Genomic DNA, 22436 nt, shown 5'->3' on the forward strand with positions numbered 1-22436 from the left:
CCGTGTCGTAACTCTTTAGTCAAACTTGGAGCTGAAGCTCCTATGTTTGACACGCCAACTACTATGCTGGATTAGCTAGACTTCTCATTAATTTCGAAAACGAAGTGATAACGCCTTCGTTTTCTGCCTATCGTATGTTTACTTTTCTTCTGACGCAATTTTAAAACTGCGTCAAAGGATGACCAGCGTGAGTCCTGCTTCGATACTTTTTCGCGGAAGCAACGACCCAGTTGGTCGCTAGACTCCTCTGCCACTTAAGAAAAGGACCAAAAAGAAAAGCTAAACGAGCAACCATTCTCACTCAATCAGGAGATAAACATGACAACCTACTACAAAGCAATAAACTGGAATGCTATCGAAGACGTTATTGATAAATCAACTTGGGAAAAATTGACCGAACAATTTTGGCTGGATACACGGATTCCGCTCTCCAACGACCTGGACGACTGGCGCAAGCTGTCAGCCCAAGAAAAGGACCTTGTTGGTAAGGTTTTTGGCGGTCTGACACTGCTTGACACCATGCAGTCAGAAACGGGTGTTGAAGCCATTCGTGCTGATGTGCGTACACCGCATGAAGAAGCCGTTTTAAACAACATTCAATTCATGGAATCGGTTCACGCCAAGTCTTATTCGTCTATTTTCTCAACCCTCAATACAAAATCAGAAATTGAAGACATTTTCGAGTGGACCAATAACAACGAGTACCTGCAAAGAAAAGCTGAAATTATCAACGAAATTTATCTTAAGGGCAATCCTCTAGAAAAGAAAGTGGCCAGCGTCTTCCTTGAAACCTTCCTTTTCTATTCCGGTTTCTTCACACCGCTCTACTATCTGGGCAACAACAAGTTAGCCAATGTGGCTGAAATCATCAAGCTGATTATCCGTGACGAATCGGTTCACGGTACCTATATCGGCTACAAATTCCAGCTTGGTTTTAATGAGCTGTCTGAGGAAGAGCAGGATAAATTCCGCGACTGGATGTATGATCTTCTTTATCAATTGTATGAAAATGAGGAAGGCTATACAGAAACCCTTTACGACGGTGTCGGCTGGACCGAAGAAGTGAAAACATTCCTACGTTACAATGCCAACAAGGCACTGATGAATCTAGGACAGGATCCCCTTTTCCCAGATACAGCCAATGATGTCAATCCTATCGTCATGAATGGTATTTCAACCGGAACTTCCAACCATGATTTCTTCAGCCAGGTCGGAAACGGCTACCTGCTTGGAACCGTGGAAGCCATGCAGGATGATGATTACAATTACGGTTTATAAAAAACTGCTAAGATGACATAGCAAGCTTGGCTGAGCGAATTGGCTCAATCTATTGGCTGAAAGCGCAGCTAAATTGCTGTTTAAGAATCTTTACAATTAAAATCAGAATTGATGTTCTAACTTCAGACTGTAGAAAAAGTCAATTTTTATCAAAAAAATTATTGTGTTATGATACTTTCCTTAGGTAGCACGGACGGCAAAACCAAACGCCAACGCTATAGCTTTTGGCTAGGTTTTGCATTAGATTGCCGTTAGAAATAGTATCGATTTCTAACGGCAATCGTCGCAGCAACTTCCTTTGGAATTTCATACCTAGATTTTGAGCCCAAGTCTCAAAATCTCCGAACGCCAGAAATCACTCATTTCTGGCGTTTTTGCTACAGCGGAAAGTATCTGGGTCAGGTTCGTTTAATTCGCCTATTTTTCTTATAGATTGTGAATTGATATTATCCTAAGCTGTGTGTGCTTGTGAAATGCTAACTATAGAGTTTGCCTACCTTGATCAGCAAAGAAGTCTGCAGACTACCATATAAATTCCACGAACGCAAACGAGTTAGATAAAGGATACTTCCACCGTGATGAAAGTGTCAGAAATGGTGAATTTTAGCCAATTCTGACACTCGGAAACTTTGAGACCGTGGCTCAAAGTTTAGGCATGGAATTCCCTAGGAAGTCGCTGCCGTCCGACATCACCTAAGGAAGTATCAAAGAAAAAAGACTTTTTCTTCAAGCTAAAGTCAGAATTGCTGTTCTGGCTTTCTTCTTGTCTTATGCCAAAATAAGACGACCATTTTTGACAGCACTGATTCACTTTTAGTTTTTGTGTTATAATGAAAACGAATCTTTCAGCGGAGGCACGGTATGATTTTATTCTTGATTATGATGGAGCGGGCAGGCCTGATTATTTTACTGGCCTACGCTTTCGTGCATGTCCCCTTCATCAAGCAGACGCTCAACCATCCTGAGTTCAAAAAACATCAGCTGATTTTACTGCTTCTGTTTAGCTTTTTTGCGATTATTTCAAATTTTACCGGTGTGGAAATTCAGTCTAATCTAGCCATCGTCAATCAAACTCTGGGCAAAATTGCCCAGCATTCTTCTGTCGCCAACACTCGGGTGCTGACAATTGGTGTCGCTGGCTTGATTGGAGGACCTGTTGTCGGTATTTTCGTCGGTGCCATCTCGGTTTTGTTTCGCTACTGGCAGGGTGGACTGGCTCCTTACATTTATATTATTTCCTCGCTCTTAATCGGTCTGTGCTCAGGCTGGCTGGGCAAATATTTCCGCAGGGAGCGGCCTATGGTCACTGTCAGACAGGCCATGTTTGTCGGGATGTCCATGGAAGTTTTGCAGATGCTCTGCATCTTGATTTTCAGCTCTGACTTTCATCAATCTTGGGAATTGGTTCGCTTCATCGGGCTGCCCATGATCTTTGCTAATACGCTGGGGGTGGGAATCTTCATTTCCATCATCACCTCAACCCAACAGCTGGAAGAACAGGCTCGAGCTATGCAGACACACGATGTTCTAAAATTGGCCAATGAAACCTTGCCTTATCTGCGGCAGGGTCTCAGTTTTCAGTCCTGTCAGCCAGTTGCCGAAATTATTCACCAATACATGCGAGTTGCGGCTGTCAGCCTGACTAACAGGGACACCATTTTGGCCTATGTTGGAGCGGGTGCCGATCACCATGTTCCCAATATTAAAATTTTAACGAAATTGGCCAAACGAGCTATTGAAACAGGGAATATCTGCATTGCTAAAGACCGCAGTGAAATCGAATGTGATCACGAAGGCTGCACGCTGACTTCTGCTATCGTTATTCCTTTGAAAATTCAAAATGAAACGGTCGGGACACTCAAGCTCTATTTTTCAGGCCGCCACAAAATGAGCTATGTCGAGCAGGAGGTTGCCGAAGGCCTGGGCAATATCTTTTCAACACAGCTGGCTCTGGGACAGGCCGAAGCGGCTGCTCATCTGCTGCAGGATGCCGAAATGAAATCCCTTCAGGCTCAGGTCAATCCGCACTTCCTCTTCAATGCTTTAAATACTATTTTAGCTCTCATTCGCATGGACGGTGAAAAGGCCCGACACCTTCTCAAAGAGCTCAGCAAATTTTTGCGGGCCAATCTGCAGGGGGCACGCCAAAATGTCATTCCTTTGAGTCAGGAAATCATGCAGGTCAATGCCTACCTCGCTTTGGAAGAGGCGCGATTCCCAGACAAGGTACACTATCAAATACTGGTTGATGAAAATCGAGACGGCAAGGTATTGATTCCGCCCTTTACCTTGCAGGTCTTGGTCGAAAATGCCTACAAGCACGCCTTTAAACAATCTAAGACGGACAACCATCTTCGTGTCACTATTGAGCGCAGGGAGCAGATGCTTGAGATTGCAGTTGAGGACAACGGTCAGGGCATTCCAGCTGAAAAACTGAAAACTCTGGGCAAGGTCCAGCAGGAATCAGCTGAAGGCTCAGGCTCTGCCTTAGAAAATCTCTCCCGCCGTCTGACGCTCATCTACGGACACGAAGCCTGCCTTAATTTTCAGTCATCGCCTGACGGAACAAGCGTTTATATCGCTGTTCCCTTGACAGAAGAAAAAGAATCATGAAAGTTTGGCTCTTGACGATAAGACTTTGGTAGAGTCACTTGCTCTGCCTATAAATAACAAGTTCACAAACCTGCCTTATGAATTGATAATAGAAAAAAGAGACTGTATGTTATACTGACCAATCGTTAGATTCTTTGTCTAACTTTTGGGGCAGTACATATCCAGCCTCTTTTTTAGTAATTTACTTGGAAAGGTCAACCGCCTTTCCCACAATTAATCAATTAATAGCAATATAGCGACGATTGCCACTGAAGGCCATGTAAGAAATCCAAGTAAGACCATCGGAATGCAAGACTTTATCATAATTAACAGTCTGTCCCGCATCATAATAAGCAATTTCCGGACTGGACCGCTTTGGTTCAGCCTTGATAGAAGAGCGTTTGGTAAAACGATAACTGCCTTGAGACGGAATAGATGGTTTTGAAGGTGTGGGTTCTGTTTTATAACCCCCTCCTTCAAAACCATAATATTCTTCTAAACTCAAGCCAGACTGATAAATTTCCTTGGCTTCTTTTCCTATATAACGAATGTGCCAAGCCTCAGGCATATAACCTGTCACTGATTCTTTTCCTGGTTGGTAGCGAATCACAAAACCATAATTGTGAGCATTGTTTTTAAGCCACTTGCTTGCTGATGCATCTTCCAAAAGATGACCCGACTTATCCGTCAAATCAAAAGTCAATCCTGTCTGGTGTTCACTGTAACCTGGTCTTGCTGAATAGCGGTCTGCAGCAGCCTGACCATCTCGCTTAGCATAATTTTGGTATAAGTTTTTTTGATAGTCATATGTTCTAAAACCACTATAAGCTTTCCCAACATTGTAACCTTTGGCAATCATGTCATCTCTGAGCCGGATAAAAGCGGCTTTAGCCTTGGGATTTTCACCTGGGTTATAGCTAGCGGATAAGGGATATTTTTTATTAACAATGACAATTTCATCGTATTTACCTTTAACGCTATAATAGGAACCATTATAGGTTACAGATTTTGCGGTCGGAGCTTGAGCTTCAACAGCCGTTTTAGTCGCAGCAACTCCTACCATACTTCCATCTTTTTGAACATAGTAAAGATGGATATTATACTCGCCCCGATTATTTTTATGTCTGCTGATAGCAACACTTACCTTATAGCTATTATTAGGCTGGCGCGCAGCGTCATACCAAACAATGTCATCTTGTCCATTTTGCGTGCTCCAAACAGGCACTTTTACCGCCGCTACTCCCTTAGTAGATGAGACATTTGTCACTACAACAGTGAAGCCTTGGGCTGAACGTTTTTCAACACTTAGTTTACCGCTGACCTTATCTACTGCTGGCTTCGCTGACGAAATAGGATCCAGCTGAACATAGCGGCGAATGCCACTGTAGGAGATATAGCTCAACCATTGATAATTTTCTGCCTCTAACACCCTGTCATAATTGATTTTCTCACCCTTTTCAAAGGTAAATTCGGTTCTGGCAGACAGCTTAGCTTGATTTTTAACATTAACCTGATGAGTGAAGGTGTAAGCCCCCTGAGAAGGGATAGCTGTTGGGCTTGGAGCTTCTATCTTCGTCTGCGTGCTAGTCACTCCTTGAACCCTGCCGCTTGGTTCCAGATAATAAAGATGGATGTGGTAAATTCCGCGTTCATTCTTATGATTCTTGATATTAACAGCTAACTTATAATTCCCATCAGCCTGTCTAAGGCCGCTATACCAAATAATATCATCTTGACCGCTTTTATCAGTCCATACAGGAACCTTTACAGCCGTTATACCATTGCTGTCAGAAACATTCGTAATGAGGACATCAAAGCCCTGACTGGTCTTATTTTGAATATTAATCTTGCCTGAAACTTTGACATCTGCTGGCTTTTGTGCTTGCGGTTTAGCTTGCACCAATTTACTGATGGCAGCGTAACGGCGAATGCCGCTGTAAGAAACATAGCTGAGCCATTGATAGCCATCATTTTCTAAAAGCCTGTCATAATTGACCTGATCCCCTTTATTAAAATAGAATTGAGTTGGAGCGGCTGCTCTTGCCTCATTTTTAACATTAGTTCGCTCTGAAAAGGTATAACGTCCTTGAGCTGGAATCTTTTTCCCCGATGATGGCTGAGTCTTTGCAGGTGCATCAGGGGTTTTCTGAGACAGCTGGTTAATCGCTGCATAGCGGCGAATGCCGCTGTAAGAAACATAACTGAGCCATTGATAGCCATCTTGATTTAAAACACGATCGTAAAAAATCTTATCACCGGCATTAGCATAAAATTGAATTGGAGCTGAAGCCTTGGCTTCATTTTTTACTGGCGTACGTTTCGTATAAACATAGTTTCCTTGACTAGGAAGCTGTTTTGCAGGAACGGCTGCAGAAGACCTATTAACATTAAGGGCTTTAGCAGTTTTTACCGCTTGTTCTTGCTTTTTCATGTCAGTCTGAGGAGAAACTGTCGCTTGTTTGACTTGCCTAACGGCTTGATTAACTTGATTAGCATTAATTGGAGCAGCAGCACGTGCAGTGTTACTTTGAGCTGTTACTGATGGCGCTTCAAGTTTTTCTTTGTCAGTAACAGCAGTATCTGAAGTATCAGTAACATTAGCGCTAGAATTCGTGTCAGTTGCTTCTGTTACAGCTTCTGACGTGGTGACTGCAGATGCTGTACTTGGAGAAACGGTTGTTGCAGCTGTATTATCTTCTAAAACGGTGGTTTCTGATGAAGGAACAGATATTGCTGTCTGTTCATCAGCAAAAGCCATACCACCAAAACAAAGAAGGGAACCGATTACAACCGATACTACTCCAATGGCATATTTCCGAATAGAAAACTGTTGTCTCTTATTGGCAAACATTTCTTTTTTCATTATAACTCACCTACTTTCTTTATTATAATTTTTTCTAGGCATAAACTATTCATTTATGACGATACCTTCTTTTTAGAATTCTTCTTTTAGTTGCGTCACTTTAGGAGAATTATTAGAACCTGCGTTTTTTTGCTCACTTTTATGGTAAAAGACTAGTAAAGAAAGAGAAGGAATAACTAATTCACAGCATAATCTTTTACCTCCTTACATGATATTTCTCCAAAATTCATTGTTACAATCATTTCGTTTATATTACAATTTCTTTACTGGTATTATATCATTTAATGACAGCGGTTTCAATAGCTGTTATTAAATAATAATGCATTATTTTAAACCTTATTTTTATCGATAGCTCAAAACCCTGCTCTCATGCCACTTTCTATGTTATAATAAAACAGCCATCTGTAAGATTATATCTTCTTCAAAGAGAAAGGAAAAAATCATGAAAGTATTGGTCGTTGATGATGAACCTTTGGCGCGTAATGAGCTTATTTATCTACTCCATAAATACGATGAGCACCTCTCCATCCAAGAGGCTGATGATATTCCTTCGGCTCTGGCCCTGCTGCTGCAGGAACACTACGATGTTGTCTTTTTAGACATCCAGCTCAGGGAAGCTTCGGGTATGACCTTGGCTGAGAATATCAATAAAATGCCAGATCCACCCCTCATCATTTTTGCGACAGCTTATGACCAGTACGCCATTACGGCTTTTGAAAATAATGCCCGCGACTATCTGCTAAAACCTTATGAGCCTGAACGCTTAAAAGCAGCTATGGACAAGGTCAAACAGAGTCTTAAAGCAAGGAATAAGACAGGAGGCAAACAGCCACAGCCGCTAGCCTATCCCATCAGCGAAGAAGACCGCATCTATATGGTTCAGGCCAACGATATTATCATGATTGAAGCCCTGCAGGGCAAGACCATTATCCATACCAGTCAGAAGCAATACGAATCTCACGATTCGCTGGCCTATTGGCAGGGAAAGCTCCCTAGTGAACAATTTGTCCGTGTTCACCGTTCCTACCTTGTCAACCTGCAGATGATTACGGTCGTTGAGCCTTGGTTTAATCAGACCCTGCGACTTACTCTTGCTGATCGCTTAAAAGTTCCTGTCAGCCGGGCCAATGTCAAATCCTTAAAAGAACGCTTAGGTATTACTTCCTAAACGTTCTTTTTTTACATAGGTCTGCTGTTTATCTCCCTGATTTAGCCATTGATGTCTTAAATTAGGCCATTCATTTTGAAAACGGCTCAAATCCTTTTTTCATTGCTATAATAAAATCGTGTAAGCGCTTAAGTCGTTTAAAAATAAAGCCCTAACGCTGCGAAAAGGAGGATTAGCATGATAACATTCTTAGGAGGCATAGCACTGCTGATTATTGGGTATTTCACCTACGGTGCTTATATCGAAAAGAATTTCCAAATTGATACAGAACGGCAGACCCCAGCCGAGGCTTTGAGGGATGGTTATGATTTTGTCCCTATGCCCAAGTGGAAAAATGCCATGATCGAACTACTGAACATTGCAGGAACTGGTCCCATCTTTGGTCCTATCATGGGAGCCTTGTATGGACCTGTCGCTTATCTGTGGATTATTTTTGGCTGTATCTTTGCAGGAGCTGTCCACGATTATATGATTGGAATGATTTCCCTGAGAAACAAGGGAGCTTACCTGCCTGAACTTGCCAGTCGTTATCTGGGCAAATCCATGAAATTGGTCATCAATTTATTTTCCATGCTGCTGCTTATTTTGGTAGCAACAGTCTTTGTTATTACTCCGGCCAATCTGATTGTTAGTATTTTGCCAAAAGGTCTCATCGCATTGCCATGGGTAGTTGGCTTTATCTTTGTTTATTACCTAATTTCAACGGTACTGCCGATTGATAAGGCTCTTGGAAAGGTTTACCCTGCCTTTTGTGTAATTTTAATGATCAGTACAGCTGCTATTGCTTTTCGCTTGATAACCGGTGGTTTTGATTTGCCTAATCTGACAGTCCATACCTTTAGAAACATGCATCCAAGCGGCTTGGCTATCTTTCCAGCTCTCTTCTTTACGATTTCCTGCGGAGCTATTTCTGGCTTTCATGCCACACAGGCACCGATGGTTTCTCGTACCACTATCAATGAACGCGAAGGCCGCTTTACCTTCTATGGCATGATGCTGGCTGAAGGTGTCATTGCTATGATTTGGGCTGCCGCTTCTATGAGCCTTTTCGACGGTAAAACACTGTCTCAATTAATTGCTACCGGTACTGCTTCTGCTGTTGTCAACAAGGTCATGATTATGCTGCTGGGCAATATGGTCGGAACCATTGCTATTATTGGTGTTATTGTCTTACCGATTTCCTCAGGCCTGTCTGCTTTCAGAAGTTTACGAACTATCGTTGCAGATTACCTGCATATCAAGCAAGACACCCTGCCTAAGATTTTCGCCGTCACTATTCCACTTTATGTGATTTCCTTCATCTTAACGAAAATTGATTTCAATCTACTCTGGCGTTACTTTAACTGGGCCAATCAAGTAACGGCTGTTATCGGCTTGCTAGTTGCAACGCGCTATCTGGTCTTGAAACGCCGTAACTTCTGGGTAACCCTGATACCAGGCATCTTCATGCTCTATGCAGTGGTTGTCTATATTCTCAGTGAACCTTTGGGCTTTCACATGGGACTATCCAGCCTGACCTATCTTTTAGGAGCATTGATTACAGCTGTGCTGACAGCACTCTTCTGGCATTCGGGACAAAGGCAGCTCCATCGCTTGGATCCTGAATCGTTCTTGCTAAATGACCAACGGCCTATTAACTATTACACTTCCTTAGATATGTGATTACTATTATAAGAAAGCAGACTTAGAACCGCTTCTTGAGAAAAGACGATTCTAAGCCTGCTTTTTCTTTGACTATAAATTATTTCTTATTGGCTACTTTCAAGCAAACACCTCTTCTAGAATAGCTATTCCTTGATCTAGCTCAGCTTTGGTCAAGGTCAAAGGCGGTAAAAGTCTGATGACATTGCTACCTGCGGTAAGAACGATTAACCCTTTAGCACGCGCAGCAGCAACTAACTGACCTAAATCTTCTGTCGTCTCAATCCCAATCATATAGCCCAGTCCGCGCACTTGAGTAACCTTGGGATTACCGGCCAGCATACTCTTCAGCTGATTTTGAAGATAAGTACCGTTAGTCAGTGCCTTTTCTAAAAAGCCCTCTTCTTTTAAGACTGTTAAGCTGGCACTGGCTGCTGCCATGGCTAATTTATTGCCACCAAAGGTTGAACCGTGACTGCCGTAATCAAAAGCCGCCGACAGTTTTGTTTTTCCTAACATCGCTCCGACTGGAACCCCATTTGCCAAGCCCTTGGCCAGCGTAAAAATATCCGGCTCAATACCGTAATGCTCAAAGGAATAGAGCTTGCCTGTCCGGCCCATGCCTGTCTGAACCTCATCAACAATCAGCAAAATATCCTCTTCCTGACAAAAGGCAGCCAAGGCTGTCACAAAATCTGCCTCAGCTGGCTGAACACCGGATTCTCCCTGAACCAATTCCAGCATTACCGCAGCCGTCTTTTCAGAAGACAATTTTTTCACACTGCTAAGATTATTGTAATCGGCATAAAGAAAGTTAGGAACACCGTCACCAAAACCTTTTTTTATCTTATCCTGACCGGTAGCTGACATGGAGCCAAAGGTCCGGCCATGAAAGGAGTCTTTAAAAGTGATGATTTCCTGCTTACCTGTCCCCTTGCGAGCAATCTTGATAGCAGCCTCATTGGCTTCAGCGCCGCTGTTGCAAAAGAAGGCCAGATAATCGCGATTGCCAATCAGTTTTTCAGCTACTTCTTCCTGAAGAGAATTTTGATAGAGATTAGGAGTGTGCCAAATACGCTCGGCCTGTGCCTCCAGAGCTTTTTTCACCTGCGGATGAAAGCCGAGATTGGTCACACCGATGCCTGTTGAAAAATCAAGGTATTTTTTGCCTTCTGCATCAAATAAATAATTTCCTTCTGCTTTGACAAATTCAATAGCAGTTCTTTTATAATTTTGAAATAGTTTACTCATTCTTGTCTCCTGTCACTGCCCAAAGCTTAATTGGCTTTGCGGCCTTCTTGCATTCATTTATTAGCCCTTGTGAATCAAGGTTCCCTTTGTCAGATCATCACCGATCAAAACCTGTACAACTCCTGCTTCAACAGTCTTTGCAGCACTTTCGATCTTGGGAATCATGCCGCCAGTAATGACGCCGTCTGCAATCTTTTCAGGAACCTGATCAATCGTTAATTCCGGCAGCACCTGTCCCTTTTCCAAGACCCCTTTGACATCTGTCAGAAGAATCAGTTTTTCAGCTGCCAGCGCAGCAGCGACAGCTGTAGCCAGGTAGTCAGCATTAATATTGAGCAAGTCACCGTTCTGAGAATAACCTAGGGATGCCAAAAGCGGAATTTTCCCCTCATGTAACAGTTCTAAAAGAGGAGCCGTTTGAATGCTGGTGACTTCTCCTACATAACCATAGGTATCCTTATCCAAAAAATCGGCTCTTATCAGCTGCTCGAGCTGTGAAGTCAGCTGCAGATTAGCAAGGCCTGACTGGGTGAGTTTCTCACTTAAATCCTTGCCAACAATATCTAGCAGAGCCTGACTGACCAACTTCATATCCGACTGGCTGGTCACGCGCAGACCCTTGACCTTTTTGATGGGAACCTTGTTTTCCTCCATGAGCCTGTTGATGGCAAAACCGCCGCCATGAACGATAACGATGGCCTTGCCAGCATCTTTCCAAGTCTTTAGCTGTTCAATAAAACTTGACGTCAGCTGTTGGCTGGCGACACCGCCAATTTTAATAACGATAATTTCTGACATATAAGATACTAAGTCCGATAAAAACAGCAGAAATGTAGCAAAACAGCTTTCTATCAAGCCATCTGTTTAATTCTGACTTTTAGCGGATCCAATTCCTTTCTAACAAATTTACAGTCTCCCTTGCAGCAGAAAATCTTAGAAAAATCTAAAAAACACGAGATGAACCAACTCTAAAAGATGAATTTCTCTGTCTAATTAAAGAGAACAGTTCAAGGGTGCCCTCCTAGGTTCTGTAAAGGGCATTGATTTTCACATAATCGTAAGACAGGTCACATCCCCAGGCAGTACCGCTTTTTTCACCCGCATGCAGGTCCACGCTGATCTTAATATCATCAGCCTGCATGATATCCTGCATCTCTTCCTCATCAAAGCTGACTGGACTGGAGGCAATCATAACAGGAATATTTCCCAAATAAATATCAATATTATCCACAGCGATATCTGCTCCAGCATAACCCACTGCCGCTAAAATCCGACCCCAGTTAGGATCCTCACCGAAGACAGCCGTCTTAACAAGGCTGGAACCAACTACACTCTTAGCCATCATGCGGGCATCTACTTCGTTGGGAGCATTGAGCACTTCAACCTCTATGAGTTTGGTGGCTCCTTCGCCGTCCTTGGCTATTTTCTTAGCCAGCTCTTGCATGACAAAATGCAGCATGCTCGAAAACTTGTCAAACTCCGGTGTTCCCGGCAAAATTTCCTGATTTAAGGTGCAGCCGTTGGACATGACAAGGACCATATCATTGGTTGAGGTATCGCCATCAACTGTAATTTGATTGAAGGTTGTTTCCACATTCTGGCTGAGGGCCAGCTGCAGTGTTTCGCTTGAAATAACAGCATCACAAGTGATGAAGGCCAGCATGGTTGCCATATTAGGGTGAATCATGCCCGAACCCTTGGCGACACCTGCCATAGTGACCTCATCGCGGCCAAACTGCTCAGTGACAGCTACTGTCTTGGTTTGTGTATCAGTGGTCAAAATCGCTTGGGCAAAATCATCTGAATTCCCATTGACAACAATTTTTGACAGCCCCTTTTTCAAGGTCTTCATGGGCATAAGGTCACCAATGACACCTGTTGAAGCAACACCGACAAGGTCACTATCAATATCCAGCTTTTCTGCTGTCCATTGCTGCATGGTCTGGGCATCTTCCATGCCTTGCACACCTGTACAGGAATTGGCAACTCCTGAATTCACAACCAGGGCCTGCATTTTTTGTGCCTTCTTGACTGCATTTCTGGTTACAATCAAGGGAGCAGCAATGACCTTATTGGTCGTATAGACACCAGCAACACTGGCCGGAACTTCTGAAACAATCCAGCCGAAATCTTTTTTCCGCTTTTTAAAGCCTGCATGTAAACCATCTGCCGAGAAACCCAGCGGACTAGCAATATTTCCATCAATAACTTTCATAACTTATCTACTAAGAACCTCAAAAACAATCTAAAAGCCTGTTTCAAGCCTAGAAGGGCTAATGGCGAATTTCTGTCTCGCTTTAGCCGTCAGCAAGCCTGTATTCTTAGGTTTTCGGGTTCTATTCCTTTCTAAACTCATCCAATTTCAATCTTACAAATAACTAGGAGAGGTCAAGAGACCTTCTGTCTCATCAAATCCCATCATGAGATTGAGATTTTGAATGGCCTGACCAGCTGCCCCTTTAATTAAGTTGTCAATAACAGATACGACCGTTAAGACATTGGTCACTTCATTATAAGCAAAACCAATATCAGTAAAATTAGAGCCAATGACATTGTGCAACTCTGGAAGATCCTCTTGCATACGGACAAAGACCTTGTCCGCATAGCAAGCATCATATATCTGATCAATCTTAGCTTTAGCCAGAGCTTTCTTTAACTTAACATAACAGGTTGCCATAATACCACGGTTAACAGGCAAAAGTGACGTTGAAAACTGAAGATGCTGCAGGTCTTTGTCAAAGAGCTGCAGCTCCTGGACAATCTCAGGAATATGCTGGTGGCGGTTCAGTTTATAGGTCACATAATTATCATGCACATTGACAAAGTGACTGGATTCTGACAAAGCCTTACCAGCTCCTGTCAAGCCTGACTTGGCATCCACGATGATGCTGTCCAAATCAACTACACCAGCCTTAATCAAGGGCAAGAGAGCAAGTTCAGCTGCTGTGGCATAGCAGCCGGGATTGGCAATAAATTTCTTGCCCTTAACAGCAGTGAATTCAGCCAGTCCATAGGTAAATTTATCTAGTTCTGACTGTTTGGCAGGTGCTTTTTTATACCATTTTTCATAAGTCTCAGCAGGCAGGCGGTGATCACCAGAAATATCAATGACAGGAAAATCCGCAGCAAGAAAGTCTTGGGCTAGCTCCTTAGCAACACCGCTGGGTGTAGCAAAAATAACCAAATCAGCTTCATTCATAATGGCTTGGCTGTCAAAGGCTTGGATTTTCAGATCGCAAATTCCTTGCAGGTAAGGATAAATATCAGATAAGCGTGTTCCAATCTCTTTGGTAGCATATACAGATACAAGTTCTGCCTTTCTATGATGATTCAAGATTCGAACGAGTTCTAATCCACTATATCCTGTAATACCAACGATTGAAACTTTCATAAGAATTCTCCTTTGCTGAATTATGGTGATTATTTTATCGTATATTTATTCATAAGTCAAGGATAAAAATGAATAAAATACAAAAAATCTGTCCGCATACTATTGCAGACAGATAAGAAAAAATAGTTATAGCAAGCCTCTAGCTTATTTAAAGGTCATGATTAGGAAGTAAATAGCAGATGGAAGATTATTCAATATGTGAACCATCATAGAGTCCTTAATATTTCCGCGGCGCTGATAAGCAAGATAAAATATAGCACCTATACATGCATAGAGCAGAAACTCTGGTAAACTCGTTGCATGAGGAAAAGCAAAGAGGGCAGTGGTTACAATACCAGCTAAAACTTTGCGATCATGCTTGAATAAGAGATGATCCGGGAAAGCACGGTAGGCCAATTCTTCAATTATAGGGCCAACAACCCCTACTAAAACAAGATATAAGAAGGTGTACAAAAAGAAGCCACCGGCAAAGAAATCGGTTAAACTTTGCAGAGCTGCATCATTAGCCGTTGTGCTTTGGCCGCTCAGCAGCTGATTTAATAAAGTTCCTAAAATGGCTACAACACGCGCCAGCAAAAAGAAAAGAAGAGCAAATCCAAAATCCCTCAAAGTAATTTTTTGCTGGGCAACAGCCTCGTCTTCATGCTTCTTATGAGCCTTCCACAAGAAATAAATAACAGCGGCAATAAAGACTATATAAGCCAGAACAAATCCCCACTTAAGAGGCAGAGAAAATTCTGATTGCCTTTGCAAAAGAATCATAGGAATAATGTTGCAAAGCAAAGAGAGAAAAATAAGGCCGATAACTTTAATTATATTAATCATTAATTTCATAAAAATACTCTTTCTATTTATAATACGCTTTTGTCATTTTAAACTGCATCCCCATAATGTAAAGATGGATGACAGCTGCCACTATAAGGCCTGTCAGTTCAACTTCCTGTCGGAAAAGAGACAGTAAAAACAAAGCCAAATAGATTCCCGGCAGGATAATACCATTTAGGTTCATAACAATTTCAAAGGATATTTTGTAATTGGCTTCCATCTCCGCCTCATCTATCTGCATAATATTGTTCTTTAATTCCTTGAGCGTCGGAACTAAAGGCATGTTAAGATTGCGGATACGATTGTAAACCTTGAGCACATAGGCCTGTAAAATACCTGAAGCAATCGCTGCTAGAAAATCCAGAACAGGGAGATATAGCTCAGCATAGCTGTCCGCAAATATCAACTTATAAGCTAAAATTACACTAAGGGCAGCAAAGATACCGCTTACTCCTGAACAAATCACTGCATAGGAATGCCTTTTGTTCATCGTCCGGTAGAGTTCTTCCGACTCGTCGTCTGTACTTTTTTGGTAAGCTTTATAGGCTTGCAGCACTTGAACGATGTAAAAAATGCTAAGAACAAAGGCAAGGACAAATAAAATTCGCAGACTGACAAGAATAATCTCTGTTAATTCTTTCTGAGACAGGGGCAGTTTTTGATTGGAAGCATGAAAATAGCCAATCAAAGCCCCTCCCAGACCGCCGATTGAACCACCTATGAGGAATCTTATTCCAGCTCGTTTAAAAGTTCCCTTTCGTTTCTTAATCATCCTTCTTATCCTCCTCTAAACGAAAAACTTCTTCTACTGGCTCATGGAAAATTTTAGCAATCTTCATGGCAATCACAACGGAAGGGGTGTATTCATTGCGCTCAATCAGACTGACTGTCTGACGAGATATGCCTGCTAATTTGGCTAACTCTGTTTGATTGATTTCTTCTCTGGCTCGCAATTCCTTAAGTCTATTCTTCAATATGAGAGCCATAAGCCTTCCTCCTTTGAATATTATCTAATAATTTGCCTTCTTTTGGTTGCCCAGATAACACCAGCCAAAGACAGCAGCAGCCATATCAGAAGAATCCAGAAAGTTTTATCTGTCAGCTGATAGCTTGACCAGTCTGTACCAGCTTTTGTATAAGCCCCCATATAGGTATAGTCAATAACTTTTTTCAATCCTTTATCCATCACCGAAAATAAAGGCAGTAAAAATGTCACCATCATAACCGGCATGGCCAAAATCGCTGCACGAGTCTGACTATTTGTTAAAAGAGCTACCATTAAAAACAAAAGAAAAATAGTAAGGGACATCAAAAGAAGGCTAAGCACATAAGGCAGACTCAAGTCAGCAAAATCAACTTTCAAATAAAATATCAGCAAAAAGATATAAAGAAGATTCAAGATAAAAGGGATAAGTAAACTTGCCAGTACATACTCCCAACTCTTGACACCTGCTAAACGAAGACTGCGCTGATTGTTTTTTTCAGCCTCTTCAGCCACCAAAGTCGGCATGATATAGCCAAGAAAAGATGGGATCATTGGTAAAACGAGGTATAAAATGATTTGATTCATATTTTTCAAATCTTTATACATAAACTGATAGAGCAGAACCATAACAAAAGGCATGATAATATTGACGAAAGTCTGCTTATTGGCAAGCATCATTTCTTTCCGGCTCCATAAAAGGGCATTTATCCGCTTAAACATTTAATTTACCTCCTGTCAGTGAGATGAAGATGTCTTCCAAAGTCGGCTCGCAAGAATGAATGGTTTCAATTTCATCCACTTGCCCCAGCTGAGACAGTTCACTGTAAGGCAGCTCTTTTTCATGCCCATCAGTATACAGAACGCGGACACGCTTATCCTGATAATACTTCTGAATCAAATCTTTAGGACGTCCCGTTTCGACCAGCTTGCCCTGATAGAGAAGGGAAACACGGTCGCAAAGAAGCCTTGCTTCCTGCATATCATGTGTTGTCAGAAAAATGGTTGTTCCTTCTTCCTTCAGCTCCAAAAGCCAATCGTGAATCATACGTGATGTTGCTGGATCAAGCCCGCTGGTTGGTTCATCTAAGAAAAGAAATTTAGGGCGGTTAATAAGAGCCCGTGCCAAAAGCATGCGCTGTTTCATTCCTGTTGACAGTTTTTCAGCAGGTTTATTGCGGCTTTCATATAGCCCTATGCGCTGCAAAAGTTCGTCAACACGGCTGTTAGGAACTCCATGCCACTTACTGTAGACTTGGATATTTTTATAAAGTGTCATTTTCTCATAAAAACCACTAGTATCACTGACAATCCCAATCTGCGCCAAATCTTCACTGTTTAAAGCAACAGCTTTCTTACCAAAAATCATCGCCTTACCAGCAGCAGGAAGCAGCTGTCCTGTCAATAGGTTGATGGTTGTCGTTTTCCCAGAGCCTGACGGCCCTAAAAATCCGAAAATCTCACCTTCTGCTATCTCAAAAGAAATGCCATCCAAGGCCGTCTGGTCCCCAAAGTGTTTGACCAAGTCTTTGACTTCAATAATATTTGTCATTCTAAACCTCCTTACCCTAATCGCAGTTTAAAACTGCCGATTGTTTTTTAGCTGCTAAAAACAGGCGAAAAACCTTTTGACAGTCTTAGTGTAACATATCTTATTAAATTTGACAACAATAATAGTCAAAAAAACTATAATAATAGTCAAAAAAACCAAGGATTGCTAATTGTCCTTGGTTGGAGTTATTAAAGGTAAGCTGATTTCCACTTTAGCACCACCATGTTTATCATTTGACAGTTTAAGACTGCCGCCATGCAGGCGAACAATATTATCCGCAATAGTCAGCCCCAAACCTTGATGATTGGTCCGTGACCTGCTCTTATCGTCTTGGAAAAACTGTAGGGTTCCTTTCTTTAAAGCTTCTTTAGAAAACCCTGCTCCGCTATCCAGACAGGAAATCAGCACTGCTTCACCTTGCAAACTATAACTCAGCTGTAAACAGCCTCTCCGCGAGCTGTGCTCCACCGCATTGGAGACAATGTTCATCAAAGCACGTTTCAATAATTCCTTATCCCAATAAGCAGTGAACTGTGCACCAGACAAAGTATTGAAAAATTGTACTTTGATTGCTTTTGCTGCAGCAAGAGCTTGAGTATCCTGGGAGAATTCTTCTAAAAACGCTGCAAGGTTTATGTTTTCAGGATGGAAATCCTGCAACTGTCTGTTTTTAGCTAAATAGGACAATTGCTGAAGATAGGTCTCTACCTGTCCGATATTCTTCAAACTGTACTGAATAAATTTCTGCTGCTGATCAGACAAGTCTGTGCTGTTTAACAACTCGGTATTGCCGCGAATGACAGTTAAGGGTGTCTTAATGTCATGCGTTAAAGCAGCTATTTGATCTTGCTTTTCTTGCTCCAATTGCCAGCTGTGCATCAGGGAATCTCTCAAGGCTGTCCGCATGGTGTCCAAACTCTGTAAAACTTGATTAAATTCCTTAACATTAGATGTTTGTATGGCAAAGTCCAAATCTTGCTTGGCGATTTTCTCTGTAGTGGCAATAATCGGAGACAGCTGCCGCTGAAGTCTGCGGGCAAAGAGGATTGTCACTAAGCTAAACACAAGCAAGGTTCCCAGTCCCGTCAGAATAAGGAATAACAAGCTCACACTAGGCAGATACCTATTCATCCAGGCAATAGAATAATGGGCTTTTAGCTGATAGTTGACAACAGCAATCTCATTTTTAGGTTTAAAAACCATAAAGTAGCCGTAATCGCTAGGGTTGACAGCTTTCTTTGAATAACTAGCCAGGGCTTGCTGCTGCAGCTTCTTCGTCATCGTACTTTCTTTGATTTTGCCGTTTTTAGTTAGCAAAAGATAAGTCGTGTCTTTAGGCAAACGATTTGCTTTAAACCTACCAGTTTGCTTAATTTCCTTGTCTAAGCGCTGGAGTTTTTGCTCTGTTTGATTGGCAGGAATGACAAGGTTAGTATTGAGACTTAGGACAAAAGCAAGCCAAATTAAGCACAACAAGGCAATAAAAGCCAAACTGACTGTCGCAAAATACAGGGTAAAAATCATTTTTAAAGAACGACTTGATTTTTTCATTGCCATTTATAACCTATCCCCCAGACCGTTTCAATGGGTTCCACCCCGGCAGCTCTAAACTTAGCGCGAATATTTTTAATGTGCTCAGCAATAGCAGCCGGTGTTCCTCTTTCTTCATAACTATACAAATAGTCATAGAGTTGCTCTTTTGAAAAGACTTGACCGCGGTGTTTAGCCAAATGTTCGCAAATCTCATATTCTGACTTAGTCAAGTCCAAGACTTGCTCACCTGCCCACACTTGCTTGCTGGATAAATCAAAATAGACATTACCCAAAAGTAAGGTTGCATGGCGCTCACGCTTTTCACGGCGCAAGTGAGCATTGACACGCGCAAGCAGCTCTTGTACACCAAAGGGCTTAACCAGATAATCATCCGCTCCGTAACTAAGCCCCGTGACAATATCAGCTTCCTGTGTCTTAGCCGTCAGAAAAAGAATGGGACAGTCCACCAAGGGGCGAATCTCTCGGCAGAAGCTCAGCCCATCCACATCCGGCATCATAATGTCCAGTAAAATCAAATCATAGCGCATTAATTTCGAACGGTCAACCTGTTTAGCACTCGTGAAAGTGTCTGCCAAATAATTCTGCAGCTGCAAGGTATTTTTTATCAGAGCCAAAATATCTGCATCATCATCAATTGCCAAAATGCGTGTCATACTTCTACTCTTCCTTCTATTATTTGAATCCTTAATATCATATCATCTATAGAGCAATACTGACAAGCCGTAAAGCAAGTAAATATGCAGCGGATAGAAAATATAAAAGAGGTATTTACTCCCTTGACCTCGCTGGCCATTGTACATGAGCATGAGCGGTGCTGCAAAGATTTCTAACCATTCAAAATAAGAAAAGAAGAGACCGTGAAGGGTCAGTGGAGCACCTGCCAACAATGCACGCCCTATATCAATTATCAGAGATACAAGGACAAAGGCGAGAACTTCTCTTTTGAGCGTTTTTCGGCAGAGATACATAGCTATTCCCACAATCAAAGTCGCCGTGCCGCCATCTATAATTGAAAAATGCAAGGGTAGAATAGTGAAATTGAGCAAGTTAACAATGAACATACCCAGTTGATTACTAGAATCCATAAAGATACGGTAAAAGGGCATGAAAAGAAAAGGCAGAAGAATCGGAAAAAGAAGAGTTGGAATGCCTCGAAGATACTTTTTCTCCTCAATCCAAGCAATCCCCTGAAGAGCAACCAATAAAATCGCAAACGAAGACAGCATCATATTTTGCGGAAAAAAACCATCTTTTCGTACTAGCGGATGAAGCACATTATAAAAGCCAAACTGAATAAGGCCCATCATAACAGCTAAGCCATAGATTTTGAGGAAATATTTCCTACGGTCATGCGTATGAACAAAGCCTTCAATAATGGCAAATAAGAATAAAGGTGCTGCCATTCTCCCTATTTGTGTGAACCATAGCGGAATCTTGCCTGTATAGTCAAAAAAATAATGAATATGATCCAACAGCATAGTTCCTAAAGCGATGTATTTAAGCTGAAAACCCGTTAGTCTTTTTAGTTTTACCATTATATTTCTCCTTTTGTTTTTATCACTTTTAGTATAAAAAACAAATTTAAGGATTTTATAAGGAAAAGAAAAAATCGATAAACTAATAAAAATTGAACAACTAAAAAACCAAGCCATTTGAAGAGTCCACTGGAAAAAACTTTATATTTTGAAAAGGCAGAAAATATTGAATTTATCATTGACAGAATTATAAAATAGTAATACTATTCATAATTGTCAGGGTCATGTAAAGCTTTTTTCGCTATCACAAAGAAATATTACTTTATTAGCAAAAGAGTGTTTGGGTTTCTTTACGGAGGCGTAGTTCATGGAAATAAGTATTAGCAATTTTTCAAAAAAATTTAGGAATAAGCAAGTATTTATTAAACAAAGTCTGAAACTTAATTTAAATGATAAGAAGATTACCTTTATAACAGGGGAAAATGGCTCAGGGAAAACGACTCTTATGAAAATAATTGCAGGAATACTTTTTGTAAGTTCAGGTACATTTGAAAAGATATCTGGCTTAGATTATTTTAGTTGGAGTAAAGAAAACTGTTATTATGTATCTTCTACTGAACGTGGCTTAACTTACAAGTTAACAGGTGTTGAGAATATCATTGCTTTATGTTCATTGAAAGGAAGCTCGAAGGATGAGATTTTAGATAAATTGAAAAGATATGCTCCCTTATTTGATGCTGAGAAAATATTAAATAAAAGAATTGAAGAACTTTCAACAGGTCAAAAAAGAAAAATCCATATACTATCGGCCTTTTGCTCGCCAAGTAAGGTGCTGCTTTTAGATGAACCATCTATTGGTTTAGATGATCATAATCTAGAATTACTTATAAAAAATATAAAGTATTTTAATGTTAGTGGAAACAAAAAAATAATAATCATATCACATGAAAATTTATTAAAAGAAAAATTAATGGAAGAAGAAATTCATATTGATAGTGATAATAGAATATCCTCTAGAAATAGGAGTGTTTTATGAAGTACATTAATGCCCTAAAAAATAGTTTTATAACTGAACTAAAAATATTGTTTAGATATAAAAAAACTTTAGCTTCAGAGATAATAGTCTTTCTAGCAATATATATTGGTATTTTAGTATTTGGTGATACAAATGTTTTTTCTAACTTTTATCATGTTAAGTATACTGATGGTCCCGTTCTGTTATTAATAGGTTATATTTTTTGGTCATTTTCAAATATGGCCTTAGGTTATTCTTCATCAGTTGTTTCAAGCGATGCAAAAACTGGGTTACTTGAAGTTAAAATGCAAGGAATTTTACCTTATAGTATCTTAACTTTTATACCTGTATTAGTGACTATTTTAGAGAGTTTACTACTGTTATTCGTAGTATGTTTAATTTCAGTATTTATAGGTTTCATATCTATTAGTAGTATTCCTTTTCTATTGTTTTCTGTATTTTTGACCTTTCCATCTATAGTCGGTATGTATGGATTCGGCTTAATTTTGGGCGGCTTAGCTTTGAAAGAAAAGAATATAGGTCAATTTGTCTCAATAATTTCTGGAATTTTACTTTTTACAACCAACACTTTTATTGTAAATTTACCATATTATATTTATATCATTCCTTTCACATCAGGAATTGATATATGTAGAAAATTTTATTCGAATTCTAATTTTGATTTTAAATTAGTCCTTGTTTATCTATTAGTATGTATTATTTGGTTAATAGCTGGATTGTTAACCTTTAATTATTTTCTAAAAAAAGAGAGACTCTTTGGAAGCTTTGATAATTTTTAATAAACAATTTAATGCTAAAATAAATTACTAGATTTTCGGAAAACCACCC

The 22436-nt window shown here is 40.8% G+C and carries 19 protein-coding genes; 6 read left to right on the plus strand and 13 right to left on the minus strand.

Features of this window, described 5'->3' with window-relative positions; all coding sequences use genetic code 11:
• Positions 1–318: 318 nt before the first annotated feature.
• On the plus strand, positions 319–1278 hold the full coding sequence (gene nrdF / locus SCSH_RS07995; protein ID WP_057491362.1) for a class 1b ribonucleoside-diphosphate reductase subunit beta: 960 nt from the start codon (positions 319–321) through the stop codon (positions 1276–1278).
• 861 nt (positions 1279–2139) lie between these two features.
• Positions 2140–3891, plus strand: a complete 1752-nt coding sequence (locus SCSH_RS08000; protein ID WP_057491363.1) for a sensor histidine kinase — start codon at positions 2140–2142, stop codon at positions 3889–3891.
• 217 nt (positions 3892–4108) lie between these two features.
• Here the strand turns inward: SCSH_RS08000 and ldcB are convergent, their stop codons facing one another.
• Positions 4109–6733, minus strand: a complete 2625-nt coding sequence (gene ldcB / locus SCSH_RS08005) for an LD-carboxypeptidase LdcB/DacB (RefSeq protein WP_057491364.1) — start codon at positions 6731–6733, stop codon at positions 4109–4111.
• Positions 6734–7175: 442 nt separating this feature from the next.
• On the opposite strand from ldcB, the gene SCSH_RS08010 reads away from it, so the two are divergent.
• Together SCSH_RS08010 and SCSH_RS08015 are read left to right on the plus strand one after the other, a co-directional pair.
• Positions 7176–7901, plus strand: coding sequence for a LytR/AlgR family response regulator transcription factor (locus SCSH_RS08010; protein WP_057491365.1), 726 nt, complete (start codon positions 7176–7178; stop codon positions 7899–7901).
• 177 nt (positions 7902–8078) lie between these two features.
• Positions 8079–9563, plus strand: a complete 1485-nt coding sequence (locus tag SCSH_RS08015; protein WP_057491366.1) for a carbon starvation CstA family protein — start codon at positions 8079–8081, stop codon at positions 9561–9563.
• Between the two features lie 99 nt (positions 9564–9662).
• Here SCSH_RS08015 and SCSH_RS08020 read toward each other — a convergent pair whose 3' ends face one another.
• The 12 genes from SCSH_RS08020 to SCSH_RS08075 form a co-directional block, all read right to left on the minus strand.
• Complete coding sequence (locus SCSH_RS08020; RefSeq protein ID WP_057491367.1) at positions 9663–10793, minus strand: acetylornithine transaminase; 1131 nt, start codon at positions 10791–10793, stop codon at positions 9663–9665.
• A 60-nt stretch (positions 10794–10853) separates the two neighbouring features.
• The gene (gene argB / locus SCSH_RS08025) at positions 10854–11591 is read right to left on the minus strand and encodes an acetylglutamate kinase (RefSeq protein ID WP_057491380.1); all 738 of its coding nucleotides are present in this window, start codon (positions 11589–11591) and stop codon (positions 10854–10856) included.
• Between the two features lie 223 nt (positions 11592–11814).
• Positions 11815–13008 (minus strand): bifunctional glutamate N-acetyltransferase/amino-acid acetyltransferase ArgJ, encoded by a 1194-nt coding sequence (argJ, locus tag SCSH_RS08030; RefSeq protein ID WP_057491368.1) that lies wholly within the window; start codon positions 13006–13008, stop codon positions 11815–11817.
• Positions 13009–13161: 153 nt separating this feature from the next.
• Complete coding sequence (argC, locus tag SCSH_RS08035; protein ID WP_057491369.1) at positions 13162–14184, minus strand: N-acetyl-gamma-glutamyl-phosphate reductase; 1023 nt, start codon at positions 14182–14184, stop codon at positions 13162–13164.
• A 144-nt stretch (positions 14185–14328) separates the two neighbouring features.
• Complete coding sequence (locus SCSH_RS08040) at positions 14329–15018, minus strand: CPBP family intramembrane glutamic endopeptidase (protein WP_057491370.1); 690 nt, start codon at positions 15016–15018, stop codon at positions 14329–14331.
• Positions 15019–15031: 13 nt separating this feature from the next.
• Positions 15032–15781: a DUF3169 family protein gene (locus tag SCSH_RS08045; protein ID WP_057491371.1), complete on the minus strand. Its 750-nt coding sequence runs from the start codon at positions 15779–15781 to the stop codon at positions 15032–15034.
• Complete coding sequence (locus SCSH_RS08050; protein WP_057491372.1) at positions 15774–15995, minus strand: helix-turn-helix transcriptional regulator; 222 nt, start codon at positions 15993–15995, stop codon at positions 15774–15776. Before SCSH_RS08050 ends, SCSH_RS08045 begins: the two co-directional genes overlap by 8 nt.
• A gap of 20 nt (positions 15996–16015) precedes the next feature.
• Positions 16016–16714, minus strand: coding sequence for an ABC transporter permease (locus SCSH_RS08055; protein WP_057491373.1), 699 nt, complete (start codon positions 16712–16714; stop codon positions 16016–16018).
• Positions 16707–17543: an ABC transporter ATP-binding protein gene (locus SCSH_RS08060; protein WP_057491374.1), complete on the minus strand. Its 837-nt coding sequence runs from the start codon at positions 17541–17543 to the stop codon at positions 16707–16709. The genes SCSH_RS08055 and SCSH_RS08060 overlap by 8 nt, the downstream gene beginning before the upstream one ends.
• A 165-nt stretch (positions 17544–17708) precedes the next feature.
• Entirely contained in the window at positions 17709–19100 is a 1392-nt protein-coding gene (locus SCSH_RS08065) for a sensor histidine kinase (RefSeq protein WP_057491375.1), read from the minus strand.
• On the minus strand, positions 19091–19750 hold the full coding sequence (locus SCSH_RS08070) for a response regulator transcription factor (protein WP_057491376.1): 660 nt from the start codon (positions 19748–19750) through the stop codon (positions 19091–19093). Before SCSH_RS08070 ends, SCSH_RS08065 begins: the two co-directional genes overlap by 10 nt.
• Positions 19751–19792: 42 nt before the next feature.
• Positions 19793–20632 (minus strand): TraX family protein, encoded by an 840-nt coding sequence (locus SCSH_RS08075; protein WP_057491377.1) that lies wholly within the window; start codon positions 20630–20632, stop codon positions 19793–19795.
• Positions 20633–20939: 307 nt separating this feature from the next.
• Between SCSH_RS08075 and SCSH_RS08080 the strand changes: the two genes are divergently transcribed.
• Both SCSH_RS08080 and SCSH_RS08085 read left to right on the plus strand, forming a co-directional pair.
• Positions 20940–21608, plus strand: a complete 669-nt coding sequence (locus tag SCSH_RS08080; protein ID WP_057491378.1) for an ATP-binding cassette domain-containing protein — start codon at positions 20940–20942, stop codon at positions 21606–21608.
• Positions 21605–22387, plus strand: coding sequence for a hypothetical protein (locus SCSH_RS08085; RefSeq protein ID WP_057491379.1), 783 nt, complete (start codon positions 21605–21607; stop codon positions 22385–22387). Before SCSH_RS08080 ends, SCSH_RS08085 begins: the two co-directional genes overlap by 4 nt.
• Positions 22388–22436 lie beyond the last annotated feature (49 nt).

The sequence above is a fragment of the Streptococcus orisasini genome (genome assembly GCF_001431045.1).
GTDB classification, from domain to species: Bacteria; Bacillota; Bacilli; order Lactobacillales; family Streptococcaceae; genus Streptococcus; species Streptococcus orisasini.